Source organism: Pseudomonas sp. B3(2017), assembly GCF_002113595.1.
Classification (GTDB): Bacteria; Pseudomonadota; Gammaproteobacteria; order Pseudomonadales; family Pseudomonadaceae; genus Aquipseudomonas; species Aquipseudomonas ekonensis.
The window spans coordinates 353,670-369,475 of the sequence record NZ_NEIU01000004.1 but is presented as its reverse complement, the minus strand read 5'-3'; the positions used below and the strand labels follow the sequence as shown (position 1 = coordinate 369,475).

The following is a 15,806-nucleotide window of genomic DNA, read 5'->3' as shown; positions in this document are numbered from 1 at the left end:
TCTCTTGAAATGCAAACGGCGGTCCCTATCTAAGGGTTACGCGATGCCGAATTCGGGTCGCGGAGTCAAAAAACTTGCTGATTGTTTTCAGGAGATTTGAACCATGAGTACTGCATTTTCCCTTGCCCCGCTGTTCCGTTCCTCGGTGGGTTTCGACCGTTTCAACGACCTGTTCGAAACCGCCCTGCGCAACGAGCCCGGCAGCACCTACCCGCCCTACAACGTCGAAAAGCACGGTGACGACCAATACCGCATCGTCGTGGCCGCCGCCGGCTTCCAGGAAGAAGACCTGGACCTGCAGGTCGAGAAGGGCGTGCTGACCATCAGCGGCGGCAAGCGTGACGCCAACGAAGGCGTCACCTTCCTGCACCAGGGCATCGCCCAGCGTGCGTTCAAGCTGTCGTTCCGGTTGGCCGACCACATCGAGATCAAGGCCGCCGGCCTGAGCAACGGTCTGCTGAGCATCGACCTGCTGCGCGTGATCCCGGAAGAGGCGAAAGCCAAGCGCATCCCGATCAACGGCGCGCAGAAGCCGGCCCTGCAGCACTGATTCATGTGCTGACACACTTTCGTCCAGACGGACGATAAGCCGTGCGATGAAGGCCCCGACACTGTCGGGGCCTTTTTGCATGCGCACGAAAGATCTGCGCACGCTTTGCCGCCTCCCGGCGGTTTCTCTACAATCCGCGCAGTTTTGCCGACCCCATTCCTTACGGTCGGTCTGGAGCCTCTTTTCATGGACGAGATTCAACAGCGCTGGCTGTTCGCCCTTTCAGCGCCGATGGCGGCGCTCAACCCCGGTGCCGGGTACGCGGATCCCGCGTTCTGCGACGATCAATACATCGACCTGCAACGCAGTTGGAGGATCAACGACCGCGCACAATTGCTGGACATGCTCGACGGCATGACCGACGGCGGCCATGCGCGGCATCTCGCCCCGGCCTACCGTGCCTGGCAACGTTGCCTGCCGAGCGAATGGCAGGCGCTGCTCGACACCCTTGAGCCCCGTGAACGCATTCTTCACGAGTTCGCCAGCCGCACGTTCGGCAGTTGCGGGCCGGGCGGGATCCTGTCCTGGGATTACGGGCGCATGGGCTTCCTGCTGCGCTGCGGCGTGCGCAACCTCTGGATCGACGAGGCCGAGAGCCTCTGGCTGCACAGTCGGCTGGCGGTGCGGGCGCAGTTTCACTACGGCAGCTGGTTGGCCTATTTCAACGGTTTCATGGTCGGGCGCTCGTTCTGGGGCTGCCTCGACAACCCTGACGATGAACTGGCCCACGAGCTGGACCGGCAGGGGCAGAACGCCAATACCGCATTGATCGCCAAGGGCCTGGGGCAAAACATGCCGGTCTTCCTCGCGGATTTGCCCTGGCACCTGGATCTGGACTTGCCGCCACGCCCGGCATCGCTTGAGGCATTCGACTGGTCATGAGTTGCTGGATACGTTTGGGCATCGATCCCACCACCGATGAAACGCTGATTCGCAATGCGTACCGGGCACGCCTGCCGGCCCATCATCCGGAAACCGATCCGGAGGGTTTCCAGGCCCTGCGCCAGGCCTACGAAAGCGCGATCCGGCTGGCCCGCGATGATGAGCCGGAAGATGTCGAGGACACGACACCGGACACGACGCCGGATTCGTCACTCGTACGGCAGGTGTTCATCGACTTCGACGGGTTGCTCAAGGATCCGGCGCGACGCTTCAACGCCGATGCCTGGCAAGCCTTTGTCCAAAGCCTGGACCGGTTGCCGCTGGGCGAACTGGACGACCTGCGTTGGGGCCTGTTCCGCAAGCTGAGGGAAAACGGTCCGTTCTCCGCCTCCGGCGCAGGGCTGTTGGCCCGGCGCATGGCCTGGGATCGGCATTTGCTGGAGCTGGGCTTCGATCATGCCCGGGACGTCGAGGATTACCTGGTGCGGCTCGACGATCCCGCGCCGTTCGATACCACAGTCATGGACACCTGGTCGGCGCCCGCGCAGATCGAAAGCCTCTGGTACGCGCGCACCCTCGACTTCATTTTCAACCAGCGTCCGCTCCATGAGTTCGAGTATTTCGCCCGTCAGCACACCTGCCTGCCGCTGCCCAACGACCCTGGGTTCATCCGGCGCCTGCTGGTGCAGTTCACCCAGGCGGGCATCGGCGGCGCGGATTTGCTGCAGATGTGCCTCGAACACTGGCGCGCAGCGCCGGATGACGTGGACGGGCTGTATCTGCTCGCCTGCCAGCACACCCTGCTGGGGCAGGACGATCAGGCGCTGCCCCATTGGGTGCGGCTGTGGCGGGAACATCGTCATCCCAAGGCGGAGAGCCAGTTGCTGGCGCTGTGCGCCAAGCGCCAGCCGGATGTCTTGCCGCTGTTGATCCAGGGCTTTGACCGGCTGGGGGATTTCAGCGCATGGTCGGCCGACCTCGGTCACGTCAGCCAGGAATACGGCAGCCCGTCCCAACGCCCCGAAACCCTGGCGCGCTGGATGGGCGCGGGTCGGCTGCCGCTGCAAGGGTTGGCCCAGTGCTTCGTCGACTGGCGCACGGGCGGCGATGAGTGGCCGCTGCTGGCGCTGTTGCTCGGCCATCAAGACGACGCCCGGCTGCAACGCCTGTACCGGCACGCCTGGGCGCTGCACCGGGGTGACGTTGCGTTGCTGCGCCAGGTGCTGGATGAACCGGAACCCATCGATGCCCTTGAAGGGCTGGTGCTGAACGGGTTGCAGCATCAGGCCGAACAGCACGTGCGCTGGCTGACCCGGGCGCCCGTGCCGTTGGCGATGGAACGCTTCGTCGATGGGAGCGGGGCGCCCGGCCCGCTGCCGGCCGCGCTCGAAAAAGGCGAAGCGCACAAGATCTGCCGGGTGTGGCTGCGGCGTTGGCGTCCGTACAGCCGCGTCGGCCTGGAGCGCATCGCCCAGGCGTTCAAGTTCAATGACCCGAAGGCCGACAGCGATCTGTCGACCTTGAGCCTGTTGCTGGAACTGAGCGAGAGCGATGTCCTGTTGCCGGCGTCGGGGCAGGGCGAGGCCGTGTGGCAGTGGCACGCCCAAACGGCGTTCCTGTTGGCGCTGCTGGAGCAGCCGGAGCGATGGCTGGGCATGGTCGATGCGCCGTGCCTGGACCGCCTGGCGTTCGACCCCGCCCACCCGGTCAGCCGGGTGCAGCCGTTGCTGAGCCGCCTGAAGCGCGAGCACGGCGACCTGAGCGCGCTGTTCGCCTGGCTGCAGCCGTCGGATCCGGTGCACGCCGCGCTCGCCCGGCGGTTGCTGGGTGTCCGGCAGGCGCTGGGCAGCCCCCGGTTGCTGGGCAACGACCGTTTGCTCGAATGCCTGCGCAGTGACATCCATGCTTTCGACGATGACTTGCTCGGGCGCATGCTGCTCACCGCCGTGCTGTACCACGACCCGTTGTTCGATGCGCAGCAGCGCCGGTTCCTGCTCGACAGGATCACCGAAGTGGTGAACCCCCAGGACTGGTTCGACGAATTCCGCCACGGCCTGATCAAGGGCGAGCCGCCGCGTCCGCCACGTCAGGCGCTGGAAGACGAAGGGGTCGCCAGCGACGCGTTCTATCTGGCGCTCGATGCGCTCAAGGGATTGGTGCGATACGGCGGCGCGGGCGTGCCGCGCCAGAAAACCCTGCTGCGCCTGCAACAGGCCAAGGACAACCCGGCGCTCGGGCTCGGCCTGCGGTTTGCCTTCAGTGCGTTGCTGTCCCGGTGCGAATGCCTGCTGCTGGCCAAGGCCGACAGCCGTCCGGTGCCCGCCGGCGCCTTCTGGCGGTTGGGTACCCGGTTGGGGCGTGGGGCGTTCATCGGGCAGGTGATCGGTACGCTGCTGGTCACGCCGTTGGCCGCGCTGTTCAGCGGTGTGGCGCTGACCGGGATCGCCGTGTCGCTGCTGGGCCTGGCCTTTCTGGTCGGCGCCGTGCTCCGGCGCCTGCACGACATCGGGCGTGGCATTCCGACATTGCTGGTGCTCGCCTGCCTGTCGCCGTTCTTTCCGTTTCTGCCGCTGATCCTGTTTGCCTTCCCCGGCGACAAGTTGCCCAACCGTTACGGCGTTGCGCCGGACAGCGCGGGTGACGACGCACTGGCCGGCGGTCTGCAGGCCGCGTTACGGCAGCTGGGCGGTCAGAGGCACAACTGATCCAGCGCTTGGTTGAGCCGGTTGCACTGGCTGGCGATCTCTGACGGTCGCTGGCCGGCGAGCACGGTGGTGAAGGCGTCCAGCCAATCGGCGATCCGTTGGCGCTCGTCCCCCAGGCTTTGCGCCCAGGCCCGCTCCAGGCGGGCCAGCAGCGTCCGGTTGGGCAGCGTGTCGCGGGGGTGAGTCTTGAGGGCGGTCAACCGTTCATGGCTGGCCTGTCTGGCCTGTTCGTCGAGCCCGGTGGGGCTGCGGTCGATGCTGTGGCTGTGGCGCTCGCCGGTGGCGAGCAGGGTCACGTCCACTTCCAGCAGGCCGTTGATGTCGTAGCTGAAGCGCACATCCAGTTCCTGGCTCTGTTCGCTGGGTGCCAGTTCCACATCGAAGGTGTCGATGAAAATGTTGTCGCGCACCCATGGCCGTTCCCCTTGGTACACCTCGATGCGGATCGCGCTCTGATACGCATGGGTGGTGTGGAACCTCTGCACCCGGGACGTCGGGATCACCGTGTTGCGCTCGATGATCGGCGCGAAGGCGCCGGTGATTTCGTCGCTGCGGCGGGTGGAGATGCCCAGGGTGTAAGGGCAGACGTCGGTCAGGATCAGCTCTTCGATGGCGCCGTCGCGGGCCTTGCAGGCCGCCTGCGTGGCGGCGCCCAGGGCGACGATGGTGTCCGGGTCCAGGTGGCGGTGGGGCAGGCGGCCGAACAGCGTCGCCACCATCTGCTGCACCGCCGGCATGCGCGTCGCGCCGCCCACCAGCACCAGGCTGTCGAGGTCGCGGGGCTTGAGGCGTGCGTCGCGCAGGGCCTGTTCGATGGGGGCGCGCAGGCGGGCCAGCAGCGGCTCCCAGACTTTCAGTGCGCCGGCTTCGTCCAGCGTCCATTCGTACGGTGTGTCGCCATGGCGCCAGCTCAGTGACTGCGGGCCGTCGGCGAGTTTGCGCTTGAGCTGTTCCAGGGCGTCGCCGAGGCTGGCCATGGCCTGGGCGTCGATCTGCGCCGGCGTGAGCTGCCAGTCCTTGAGGCAGGCCTGCCGCAACGCTTCGGTGAAGTCTTCGCCGCCCAGGAAGTTGTCGCCGGTGGAGGCGTGGACTTCGATCAGCGGCAGCGCGTATTCCAGCACCGTCACGTCGAACGTGCCGCCGCCCAGGTCGAAGATCAGCGTGCGCTCGAACGCCTGCTCATGCAGGCCGTAGGCCATGGCGGCGGCGGTGGGTTCGTTGATCAACCGCGACACTTTCAGGCCGGCCAGTTCGGCGGCAAACAGCGTGCGTTTGCGTTGTTCGTCGCTGAAGTACGCCGGCACCGAAATCACCGCTTCGTCAACGGGATGGCCGAGCCAGGCTTCGGCGTCCTGCTTGAGCGCGCCGATCACCAGGGCCGAGAGCTCCTCGGGGCTGAACGAGCGGTCGCCCAATTCGAGGCGCTTTTCGCTGCCCATGAAGCGCTTGAAGGCCGCCGCCGTGCGCTGCGGATGGGTGGTCAGGCGGGCGCGGGCGGCCTTGCCCACCAGGACGCTGTCGTCCTCGTCGAGGCTGACCACCGACGGGGTCAGCACATCGCCCAGGGCATTGGGGATCAGCCGGGCCTGGCCGTCCTGCCAGACGGCGATGAGGCTGTTGGTGGTGCCAAGGTCAATGCCCAGCATGGCCGGGCGGGGGAGGGTTGCATCCTGCATGATCGATCTCGTTGGAGCCGGGTGAAAGACCGCGACCCTACAGGTTGCGGCAGGCACTGGCAAATGCCGGCCCGGCGCAGACGCAGGCGGTTACAAAACGCTCCCGAACCTCACTTGAGCAACGTCTTCAGCGCCTCCAGCGGCAACGGCCGGCTGTACAGGTAACCCTGATACAGGTGGCAGCCCAAGCCTTGCAGGAACTCCAGCTGTTCCGGGGTCTCGACGCCCTCGGCGATGATCTCCAGCGCCAGGCTGCGGGCCATGGCGACGATGGCGCGGATGATCTCGGCGTCGTTGGGGTCGCTGGTGGCGTCGCGGATGAACGACTGGTCGATCTTCAGCGTGTCCACCGGCAGGCGCTTGAGGTAGGTCAGGGACGAATAGCCGGTGCCGAAGTCGTCCATGGCGAAGGTCACGCCGAGCTTCTTGAGGCGGCGCATCTTGCTGATGGTGTCTTCCAGGTTTTGGATCACGATGCCTTCGGTGATCTCCAGCTTCAGCAGCGAGCAGGGCAGGCCGTGGCCGGTCATGCTCTGTTCGATGCGTTCGACGAAGTCGTTCTGGCGGAACTGGCGCGGGCTGATGTTCACGCACAGGGTGAAATTGAGCGGGTCGATCAGGTTTTCGGCGATCAGTTGCTTGAAGGCGTCGCAGGCCTCGTCGAGGATCCAGGTGCCGACCTCAAGGATCAGCCCGCTGTCCTCCAGCACCTTGATGAATTCGGCGGGGGACTGCGCGCCGAGCTCCGGGTGGTTCCAGCGCACCAGGGCCTCGGCGCCGATGATGCGGTTGTCCTTGGCGTCGATCTGCGGCTGGTAGTGCATGGTGAATTCGTTGCGCGACAGCGCCAGGCGCAGGTCGGTTTCCATGCGCTGGCGCTCGCTGGCCGCCTTCTGCATGGTGTTGTGGTACATCTGCGTGGTGTTGCGGCCGGAGTCCTTGGCCCGGTACAGCGCGATGTCGGCACGCTTGAGCAGGTCGGTCGGGGTCGAGCCGTGGTCGGGGATCAGCGCCACGCCGATGCTCGGCGTCACTTGCAGGCGCTGGCCGTCGAGGAACATGGGCTCCGACAGCAGCTCGCGGATGGTGTCGGACAGCTCCCGCACCTGGCTGCTGACTTCGTTGCGCGTGCCTTCCAGGCCGCTGAGCAGCACCACGAACTCGTCGCCGCCCAGGCGCGCGACAGTGTCTTCCATGCGCACGCTGGCCTCCAGGCGTGCGGTGATGATCTTGAGCACCGTGTCGCCGACCGGGTGCCCGAGGGAATCGTTGATGTGCTTGAAGTGGTCAAGGTCCAGGAACAGCAGCGCGCCGCGCAGGTTGTGGCGCTTGAGCAGGGCGATCTGCTGGCTCAGGCGATCCATCAGCAGCGCGCGGTTGGGCAGGTTGGTCAGCGGGTCGTGGTAGGCCAGGTGGCGGATCTGCGCCTCGGCGTTCTTGAGCAGGCTGACGTCCCGGGCGGTCAGCAGCAGGCAGGCGGTTTCGTTGAGGGTGATCGGCTCCACCGAGACCTCCACCGTCAACAGTTCGCCGCGCTTGTTGCGCCCGAGCATTTCCTGGTGGTGCACGCGGCCCTTGATCTGCAGTTCGGCCAACAGGGCCGAGCGCTGTTTCTCTTCGGCCCAGATGCCCACCTGGTACATGGTCTTGCCGATCACTTCGTCGGCGCGGTAGCCGGTGAGGCGGCAGAAGCCGTCGTTGACCTCCAGGTAGCGCCCGGTGTCGCGCTCGCTGATGGTGATGGCGTCGGGGCTGGAGTGGAACGCCTTGGCGAATTTCTCTTCGCTGGCCTTGAGCGCCGCTTCAGAGCGCTGCTGCTGGGTGATGTCGCGCAGGGTGGTGACGATGCAGGGCTGGTTGCCGACGCTGATCTGGCGGCTGGAGATCACGCAGGTCAGGGACTGGCCGTCCTTGTGCTGGACGATGATCGCCACGTTGCTCAGGCCCTGCTCGCGGATCACCCGCTCGATGCGTTGCAGGCTTTTCGCCGAGGCGTCCCACAGGCCGATGTCCTCGGCGGTGCGGCCGATCACGTCGGCGGCGCTCCAGCCGAAGGTCTGGCTGAAGCTGGAGTTGATCTCGATGAATTCCCCGGTTTCCTGGCGGGTCACGCAGATCGGGTCGGGGCTGACCTGGAACAGCGTGGCGAATTTCTCCTCGGACGCCACCAGGCGCTGTTCCCGTTCGACCTGGTCGGTGATGTCCAGCAGGGTGCCGGCCATGCGCAGGGGCACGCCGTTTTCGTCGCGGTAGAGGCGGGCGCGGCTTTCCAGGTAGCGGGAGCTGCCGTCGGGCAACTGCACGCGGTAGGTCAGCTGGTAATTGCCGGCCGGGCCTTCGCGCAGGCTGCGGTAGGCGTCGCGCATGCTGTCGCGCTCTTCGCCGGGCACGCCTTCGAAGAATTCCTCGAACGATTCGTGGAATGGCTTGGGCTCCAGGCCGTGCAGTTGCGCCGCCCGGGCGGAGCCGTAGAGCATGCCGGTGGGGATGTCCCAGTCCCAGGTGCCCAGCTGCGCCGAGTCCAGGGCCAGATCCAGGCGTTCCTGGCTGTCCTTGAGGGCGTGCTCGGCGGCTTTGCGTTCGGTGGTGTCGAGGAAGGTGCTGAGCAGGTACGGCTGACCTTCGAGCTCGACCTTCTGCGCGCTGAGGATGCCGTCGTGGATCTGGCCGTTGCTGGCGCGGAACTGCACCTCGCGGCTGACCAGCTCGCCCTTGGCCTTGGTGGCCTTGACCAGCTCCGCCCGCTGCTCCGGGTGCACCCACAGGCCCAGCTCCAGGGTGGTGCGGCCGATGGCGTCCTGCACCGGCCAGCCGAACAGGCTTTCGAAATACTGGTTGGCCTCGCTGATCAGGCCGTCTTCCTGGCGGGTCAGCAGCACCATGTTGGGGCACAGGTGAAACAGTGTGGCGAAACGTTTCTCGGAACTGGTGAGGGCCTGTTCCCGCTGGCGCTGGTGGGTGATTTCGCGGATCACCCCGATCATTCGGGGCCGGCCGTGCTTGTCCGGCAGCAGGCTGCCGTTGATCTCCAGCCAGTGCAGGCTGCCGTCGGGCCAGCGGATGCGGTGGTGCATGGCCTGTTCCAGCGGCGCGCCGGCGATCACGGCGTGGAAGGCGCGGACGGTCTTGGCCCGGTCTTCCGGCGGCAGCAGGTCGAGGTATTCCAGGTCTTCGGGCAGCGGTTGCCGCGGATCGAAGCCGAACAGCGCCTGGGTGCCGCGCGACCAGCTGATCTTGCCGCGCTCGATGTCCCAGTACCAGGCGCCCAGCCGCGCGCCGTTGAGCGCCGCCAACAGCTGCGGCGCGCTTTCCCAGCTCTGCTCGGAACGCCGCGGGTCAATGGCCTGAATGCGTGGCATCGGCGGAATACGGTCGACAGATTTCGGCATTGTTGACGGGCCTTGAGCTGATTTGGGCGTTAGGCACAGGGAAAGGCGGCTCTATAGGAGTAGCACAAGTTAGCCGTGAGTCCCTGGCAGATCGATTTGTGCATCCAGCAGGGCCATGAAGGCCCGCGCGGCGTTCGACAGCGTCCGTTCGGTGTGCAGGATATAGCCTAGCTGGCGACTGAGCTGTATGCCCGGCAAAGGTATGCGCGCTACCTGATCGTCGAGCATGGTGCGCGGCAGCACGCTCCACGCCAGGCCGATGGAGACCATCATCTTGATGGTTTCCAGGTAGTTGGTGCTCATGGCGATGTTCGGCGTCAGGCCCTGGGCCTCGAACAGCTTCTGCACGATGTGGTGGGTGAAGGTGTTGCCGCCGGGGAACACCGCCGGATGGCCGGCGATGTCCGCCAGGTTGACGGCGCCGTTGCCGAGCAGCGAATGCTCCGGGGCGACCACGAAATCCAGGGGGTCGTCCCACACCGGCGTGGCCTTGACCAGCGCGTGGGGCTCCGGCGCCAGGGTGATGACTGCCAGTTCGGCCCGGCCGTGGAGGATTTCCTCGTAGGCCACTTCCGAATCCAGGAACTGAATGTCCAGCGCGACCTGCGGGTAGCGGCGGGTGAATTCGCGCAGCAGCGGCGGCAGGCGGTGCAGGCCGATGTGGTGACTGGTGGCCAGGGTCAGGCGGCCGCCGACCTCGCCGGTCAGGTTAGTCAGGGCCCGGCGGGTGTCGTCCAGCACATTGAGGATCTGGTAGGCCCGCGGCAGCAGGGCCCGGCCTGCCTCGGTCAGGCCGACTTCGCGGCCCAGCCGGTCGAACAGGCGCACCTTCAATTGCTGTTCAAGGCCGGCGATGCGTTTGCTGACCGCCGGTTGCGTCAGGTGCAGGCGTTCCCCGGCGCCGGAGAAGCTGCCGGTCTCGGCGATCGCGATAAAGGCGTTGAGGTTGGCCAGGTCCATTTTCGTATTCCAGTTGGTTATTCAAAGCATAAAAAATATGAATTTGAGTTATTCAATCTAACGCCATAGGATCGGCCTCACAAGCCAAAGGGTTATCGATAAGCCCAGGGCATAGAAACAAGCTGATGAGGAAACCGTCTGATGGCCGGCAAAACGCTCTACGACAAGCTCTGGGATTCGCATTTGGTCAAGCAGCGCGACGATGGTTCGGCGCTGATCTACATCGACCGTCACATCATCCATGAAGTGACCTCGCCGCAAGCCTTCGAAGGCCTGCGTCTGGCCGGGCGCAAGCCGTGGCGCATCGATGCCAACATCGCGACCCCGGACCACAACGTACCGACCACGCCGGAGCGCAAGGGCGGCATCGCCGCCATCGCCGACCAGGTCTCGCGCCTGCAGGTCCAGACCCTCGACGACAACTGCGACGAATATGGCATCGTCGAATTCAAGATGAATGACGTGCGTCAGGGCATCGTGCATGTGATCAGCCCCGAGCAGGGCGCGACCTTGCCGGGCATGACCGTGGTCTGCGGCGACTCCCACACCTCCACCCACGGCGCGTTCGGCGCGCTGGCCCACGGCATCGGCACCTCCGAGGTCGAGCATGTGCTCGCCACCCAGTGCCTGGTCGCCAAGAAAATGAAGAACATGCTGGTGCGCGTCGACGGCCGATTGCCGTTCGGCGTGACCGCCAAGGACATCGTCCTGGCCGTGATCGGCAAGATCGGCACCGCCGGCGGCAACGGCCACGCCATCGAGTTCGCCGGCAGCGCCATCCGCGACCTGTCCATCGAAGGCCGCATGACCATCTGCAACATGTCCATCGAAGCCGGCGCCCGCGTGGGCCTGGTGGCAGCGGACGAAAAGACCGTCGAATACGTCAAAGGCCGCCCGTTCGCGCCCAAGGGCACGCAGTGGGAGCAGGCTGTCGAGGCGTGGAAGGACCTGGTGTCCGACGCCGACGCCCGTTTCGACACGGTGGTCGAGCTCGACGCCGCGCAGATCAAGCCGCAGGTCAGCTGGGGCACATCGCCGGAAATGGTGCTGGCCGTTGACCAGAACGTGCCGGACCCGGCCAAGGAAGCGGATCCTGTCAAGCGCGACTCCATCGTCCGCGCCTTGAAATACATGGGCTTGACCGCCAACCAGGCGATCACCGACATCCAGCTCGACCGCGTGTTCATCGGTTCCTGCACCAACTCGCGGATCGAAGACCTGCGCGCGGCGGCCGAGATCGCCAAGGGCCGCAAGGTGGCCTCGACCATCAAGCAGGCCATCGTGGTGCCGGGCTCGGGCCTGGTGAAGGCCCAGGCCGAAGCCGAAGGCCTGGACAAGATCTTCCTGGAGGCCGGTTTCGAATGGCGCGAGCCGGGCTGCTCGATGTGCCTGGCGATGAACCCGGACCGGCTGGAGTCCGGCGAGCACTGCGCTTCGACCTCCAACCGCAACTTCGAAGGCCGTCAGGGCGCCGGTGGCCGCACCCACCTCGTCAGCCCGGCCATGGCCGCTGCGGCGGCGGTGAACGGTCGTTTCATCGACGTTCGTGAATTGATCCAGGGAGCACAGTAACCATGAAGGCTTTCACTCAACACCAGGGACTCGTCGCGCCGCTGGACCGTGCCAACGTCGACACCGACCAGATCATCCCCAAGCAATTCCTCAAGTCGATCAAGCGCACCGGCTTCGGCCCGAACCTGTTCGACGAATGGCGCTACCTCGACGTGGGCCAGCCGTACCAGGACAACTCCAAGCGGCCGCTGAACAAGGACTTCGTGCTCAACGCCGAGCGCTACCAGGGCGCCAGCGTGCTGTTGGCCCGGGAGAACTTCGGCTGCGGCTCCAGCCGCGAGCACGCGCCATGGGCGCTGGACGAGTACGGTTTCCGCAGCATCATCGCGCCGAGCTACGCCGACATCTTCTTCAACAACAGCTTCAAGAACGGCTTGCTGCCGATCATCCTGAGCGAGGAAGAGGTCGATGAGCTGTTCAAGCAAGTCGAGGCCGAACCGGGCTACCAGCTGAAGATCGACCTGCAGGCGCAGACCGTGACCCGTCCGGACGGCAAGGTGCACCGCTTCGAGATCGACGCGTTCCGCAAGCATTGCCTGCTCAACGGTCTGGACGACATCGGCCTGACCCTGCAGGACGGCGACGCCATCGCCTCGTTCGAAGCGGCGCACCGCAAGAGCCAGCCGTGGTTGTTCCGCGACGCGTAATTGATTCGGGATTCATGTTGCCTGGGCCGGCCTCATCGCTGGCAAGTCGAATCGTCGCACCGCAACTCCCACAGTGATTTGCGGTGTCCGCAAAACTGTGGGAACTGGCCGAACAGGCACAGCAAGATCAAGGGAAACTCCCACAGGGATTTGCGGTGTTCACCCAACCTGTGGGAACTGGCCGAACAGGCACAACAAGATCAAGGGAAACTCCCACAGTGGTTGGCAGTGTCCGCTAAACCTGTGGGAGCTGGCTTGCCAGCGATGAGGCCGTAACAGGCACAACAAGATCAAAGGAAACTCCACCATGACCCGCTTCGCCCAGCACACCCAGGTCGTACAGAAGCAGTTCGGTGAACAGGCCGCCGCTTACCTGAGCAGCGCCGTTCACGCCCAAGGCGCCGAGTTCGCGCTGCTGCAGGCCGAACTGGCCGGGCAGGGCGGGGCGCGGGTGCTGGATCTGGGCTGCGGCGCGGGCCATGTGAGCTTTCATGTCGCCGCCCTGGCCAAAGAAGTGGTGGCCTACGACCTGTCGCAGCAGATGCTCGACGTGGTCGCGGCCGCCGCCGTCGACCGGGGCCTGGGCAACATCGTCACGGTGAACGGCGCCGCCGAGCGCCTGCCGTTCGCCGACGGCGAATTCGATTTCGTGTTCAGCCGCTATTCGGCGCACCATTGGAGCGACCTCGGGCTGGCCCTGCGCGAAGTCCGGCGAGTGCTCAAGCCCGGTGGCGTGGCGGCGTTCATCGATGTGCTGTCGCCCGGCAGTCCGCTGTTCGACACGTACCTGCAAAGCGTCGAAGTGCTGCGCGACACCAGCCATGTGCGCGACTATTCGGCCGGCGAGTGGCTGCGCCAGGTCAGCGAGGCCGGTCTGCACACCCGTAGCACCGCGCGTCAGCGCCTGCGTCTGGAATACAACAGCTGGGTCGAGCGCATGCGCACCCCTGAGGTGATGCGCGCCGCGATCCGCGAGCTGCAGCGCTCGATGGGCGACGAAGTGCGCGAATATTTTGAGATTGAGGCCGACGGTTCGTTCAGTACAGATGTACTGGTGCTGATGGCCGAACGCTGAATACATTTTTCCGGGCGCGCCGGTCAGCGGCGCACCGACTGAAGACATGAGGAAAGCATGAGCAAGCAGATTCTGATTCTCCCGGGTGACGGCATCGGTCCGGAAATCATGGCCGAGGCGGTCAAGGTGCTGGAACTGGCCAACGACAAGTACGGCCTGGGCTTCGAGCTGAGCCACGACGTGATCGGCGGCGCCGCCATCGACAAGCACGGCGTGCCGCTGGCCGACGAGACCCTGGAGCGCGCCCGTGCCGCCGACGCGGTGCTGCTGGGCGCCGTGGGCGGCCCGAAGTGGGACACCATCGAGCGTGACATCCGCCCTGAGCGCGGCCTGCTGAAGATCCGCGCGCAACTGGGCCTGTTCGGCAACCTGCGCCCGGCGATCCTCTACCCGCAACTGGCCGACGCGTCGAGCCTGAAGCCTGAGATCGTCGCCGGCCTGGACATCCTGATCGTCCGCGAGCTGACCGGCGGCATCTACTTCGGCGCTCCGCGTGGCACCCGTGAACTGGAGAACGGCGAGCGTCAGTCCTACGACACCCTGCCGTACAGCGAAAGCGAGATCCGCCGCATCGCCCGCGTCGGCTTCGACATGGCTCGCGTGCGCGGCAAGAAACTGTGCTCGGTGGACAAGGCCAACGTCCTGGCCTCCAGCCAGCTGTGGCGCGAAGTGGTCGAGCAGGTGGCCAAGGACTACCCGGACGTCGAGCTGAGCCACATGTACGTCGACAACGCCGCCATGCAGCTGGTGCGCGCACCGAAGCAGTTCGACGTGATCGTCACCGACAACATGTTCGGCGACATCCTGTCCGACGAAGCGTCGATGCTCACCGGCTCCATCGGCATGCTGCCGTCGGCCTCGCTGGACGCCAACAACAAGGGCATGTACGAGCCTTGCCACGGTTCGGCGCCGGACATCGCGGGCAAGGGCATCGCCAACCCGCTGGCGACCATCCTGTCGGTGTCGATGATGCTGCGTTACAGCTTCAATCTGCAGGACGCGGCCGATGCGATCGAGAAGGCCGTCAGCGTGGTCCTGGACCAGGGCCTGCGCACCGGCGACATCTTTTCGACCGGTTGCACTAAAGTCGGTACGCAGGAAATGGGTGACGCAGTAGTCGCCGCGCTGCGGAATCTGTAATCTCTCGGGCCCGCTGCGAAATTCAATGCGAAGCAGCGGCCCACTTTTCAAGAAGGTGTAGTTGCGATGAAACGTGTAGGTCTGATCGGTTGGCGCGGCATGGTCGGTTCCGTGCTCATGCAGCGGATGCTGGAAGAGCAGGATTTCGATCTTATCGAGCCGGTGTTTTTCACCACTTCCAATGTCGGTGGCCAAGGCCCGTCCGTGGGCAAGGACATTGCTCCGCTCAAGGACGCTTACAGCATTGAAGAGCTCAAGACCCTCGACGTGATCCTGACCTGCCAGGGCGGCGACTACACCAACGAAGTCTTCCCCAAGCTGCGCGAAGCCGGCTGGCAGGGCTACTGGATCGACGCGGCGTCCAGCCTGCGGATGAACGACGACGCGGTGATCATCCTCGACCCGGTCAACCGCAAGGTCATCGACCAGCAGCTCGACGCGGGCACCAAGAACTACATCGGCGGCAACTGCACCGTCAGCCTGATGCTGATGGGCCTGGGCGGCCTGTTCGAGGCCGGCCTGGTGGAGTGGATGAGCGCCATGACCTATCAGGCGGCGTCCGGCGCCGGCGCGCAGAACATGCGTGAGCTGATCAAGCAGATGGGCGCGACCCACGCCGCCGTGGCCGACCAACTGGCCGACCCGGCCAGCGCGATCCTGGACATCGACCGCCGCGTGGCCGAAACCATGCGCAGCGAAGCCTACCCGACCGAGAACTTCGGCGTGCCGCTGGCCGGCAGCCTGATCCCTTGGATCGACAAGGAACTGCCGAACGGCCAGAGCCGCGAAGAGTGGAAGGCCCAGGCCGAGACCAACAAGATCCTGGGCCGCTTCAAGAGCCCGATCCCGGTCGACGGCATCTGCGTGCGCATCGGCGCCATGCGCTGCCACAGCCAGGCGCTGACCATCAAGCTGAACAAGGACGTGCCGATCGCCGACATCGAAGGGCTGATCAGCCAGCACAACCCTTGGGTCAAGCTGGTGCCGAACAACCGCGACATCAGCATGCAGGAGCTGAGCCCGACCAAGGTCACCGGCACCCTGAACATCCCGGTCGGCCGTCTGCGCAAGCTGAACATGGGTTCGCAGTTCGTCGGCGCGTTCACCGTCGGCGACCAACTGCTGTGGGGCGCGGCCGAGCCGCTGCGCCGCATGCTGCGGATCCTGCTGGAGCGTTGATCCGACGCTGAAACGAACGAACCCGCACCTT

The 15,806-nt window shown here is 65.4% G+C and carries 11 protein-coding genes; 8 read left to right on the top strand and 3 right to left on the bottom strand.

The window, feature by feature from the left end:
• The first annotated feature begins 103 nt into the window (after positions 1 to 103).
• The 3 genes from CAG33_RS08635 to CAG33_RS08625 all read left to right on the top strand — a co-directional run bounded on the left by CAG33_RS08635 (position 104) and on the right by CAG33_RS08625 (position 4,137).
• On the top strand, positions 104 to 550 hold the full coding sequence (locus CAG33_RS08635) for an Hsp20 family protein (protein ID WP_085579537.1): 447 nt from the start codon (positions 104 to 106) through the stop codon (positions 548 to 550).
• A gap of 186 nt (positions 551 to 736) precedes the next feature.
• Positions 737 to 1,432, top strand: coding sequence for a DUF1266 domain-containing protein (locus CAG33_RS08630; protein WP_085579539.1), 696 nt, complete (start codon positions 737 to 739; stop codon positions 1,430 to 1,432).
• Positions 1,429 to 4,137, top strand: coding sequence for a DUF805 domain-containing protein (locus tag CAG33_RS08625; RefSeq protein ID WP_085637789.1), 2,709 nt, complete (start codon positions 1,429 to 1,431; stop codon positions 4,135 to 4,137). Before CAG33_RS08630 ends, CAG33_RS08625 begins: the two co-directional genes overlap by 4 nt.
• Here CAG33_RS08625 and CAG33_RS08620 read toward each other — a convergent pair.
• From CAG33_RS08620 to CAG33_RS08610, 3 genes are all read right to left on the bottom strand, one after another.
• Positions 4,122 to 5,813 carry a molecular chaperone HscC gene (locus CAG33_RS08620; protein WP_085637786.1) on the bottom strand — a complete coding sequence of 564 codons (1,692 nt, stop codon included), beginning with the start codon at positions 5,811 to 5,813 and terminating at the stop codon, positions 4,122 to 4,124. The genes CAG33_RS08625 and CAG33_RS08620 overlap by 16 nt on opposite strands.
• 110 nt (positions 5,814 to 5,923) lie before the next feature.
• On the bottom strand, positions 5,924 to 9,202 hold the full coding sequence (locus CAG33_RS08615) for a PAS domain S-box protein (protein WP_085637783.1): 3,279 nt from the start codon (positions 9,200 to 9,202) through the stop codon (positions 5,924 to 5,926).
• Positions 9,203 to 9,271: 69 nt separating this feature from the next.
• A complete protein-coding gene (locus tag CAG33_RS08610) occupies positions 9,272 to 10,162 on the bottom strand; it encodes a LysR family transcriptional regulator (RefSeq protein WP_085579547.1) in 891 nt (296 codons plus the stop codon).
• Between the two features lie 141 nt (positions 10,163 to 10,303).
• On the opposite strand from CAG33_RS08610, the gene leuC reads away from it, so the two are divergent.
• The 5 genes from leuC to asd all read left to right on the top strand — a co-directional run bounded on the left by leuC (position 10,304) and on the right by asd (position 15,775).
• Positions 10,304 to 11,734 (top strand): 3-isopropylmalate dehydratase large subunit, encoded by a 1,431-nt coding sequence (gene leuC / locus CAG33_RS08605; protein ID WP_085579549.1) that lies wholly within the window; start codon positions 10,304 to 10,306, stop codon positions 11,732 to 11,734.
• A gap of 2 nt (positions 11,735 to 11,736) precedes the next feature.
• A complete protein-coding gene (gene leuD / locus CAG33_RS08600; RefSeq protein WP_085579551.1) occupies positions 11,737 to 12,381 on the top strand; it encodes a 3-isopropylmalate dehydratase small subunit in 645 nt (214 codons plus the stop codon).
• A gap of 307 nt (positions 12,382 to 12,688) precedes the next feature.
• Positions 12,689 to 13,456 carry a class I SAM-dependent methyltransferase gene (locus CAG33_RS08595; protein ID WP_085637780.1) on the top strand — a complete coding sequence of 256 codons (768 nt, stop codon included), beginning with the start codon at positions 12,689 to 12,691 and terminating at the stop codon, positions 13,454 to 13,456.
• A gap of 57 nt (positions 13,457 to 13,513) precedes the next feature.
• Positions 13,514 to 14,596, top strand: coding sequence for a 3-isopropylmalate dehydrogenase (leuB, locus tag CAG33_RS08590; RefSeq protein ID WP_085579555.1), 1,083 nt, complete (start codon positions 13,514 to 13,516; stop codon positions 14,594 to 14,596).
• Positions 14,597 to 14,662: 66 nt separating this feature from the next.
• Positions 14,663 to 15,775 carry an aspartate-semialdehyde dehydrogenase gene (gene asd, locus CAG33_RS08585; RefSeq protein WP_085579557.1) on the top strand — a complete coding sequence of 371 codons (1,113 nt, stop codon included), beginning with the start codon at positions 14,663 to 14,665 and terminating at the stop codon, positions 15,773 to 15,775.
• The last annotated feature ends 31 nt before the right edge of the window (positions 15,776 to 15,806 follow it).

Bases quoted from the DNA above. Each gene is read 5' to 3' on its own strand.
- CAG33_RS08635 (WP_085579537.1), top strand. From the start codon at position 104: ATGAGTACTGCATTTTCCCTTGCCCCGCTGTTCCGTTCCTCGGTGGGT.
- CAG33_RS08630 (WP_085579539.1), top strand. From the start codon at position 737: ATGGACGAGATTCAACAGCGCTGGCTGTTCGCCCTTTCAGCGCCGATG.
- CAG33_RS08625 (WP_085637789.1), top strand. From the start codon at position 1,429: ATGAGTTGCTGGATACGTTTGGGCATCGATCCCACCACCGATGAAACG.
- CAG33_RS08620 (WP_085637786.1), bottom strand. From the start codon at position 5,813: ATGCAGGATGCAACCCTCCCCCGCCCGGCCATGCTGGGCATTGACCTT.
- CAG33_RS08615 (WP_085637783.1), bottom strand. From the start codon at position 9,202: ATGCCGAAATCTGTCGACCGTATTCCGCCGATGCCACGCATTCAGGCC.
- CAG33_RS08610 (WP_085579547.1), bottom strand. From the start codon at position 10,162: ATGGACCTGGCCAACCTCAACGCCTTTATCGCGATCGCCGAGACCGGC.
- leuC (WP_085579549.1), top strand. From the start codon at position 10,304: ATGGCCGGCAAAACGCTCTACGACAAGCTCTGGGATTCGCATTTGGTC.
- leuD (WP_085579551.1), top strand. From the start codon at position 11,737: ATGAAGGCTTTCACTCAACACCAGGGACTCGTCGCGCCGCTGGACCGT.
- CAG33_RS08595 (WP_085637780.1), top strand. From the start codon at position 12,689: ATGACCCGCTTCGCCCAGCACACCCAGGTCGTACAGAAGCAGTTCGGT.
- leuB (WP_085579555.1), top strand. From the start codon at position 13,514: ATGAGCAAGCAGATTCTGATTCTCCCGGGTGACGGCATCGGTCCGGAA.
- asd (WP_085579557.1), top strand. From the start codon at position 14,663: ATGAAACGTGTAGGTCTGATCGGTTGGCGCGGCATGGTCGGTTCCGTG.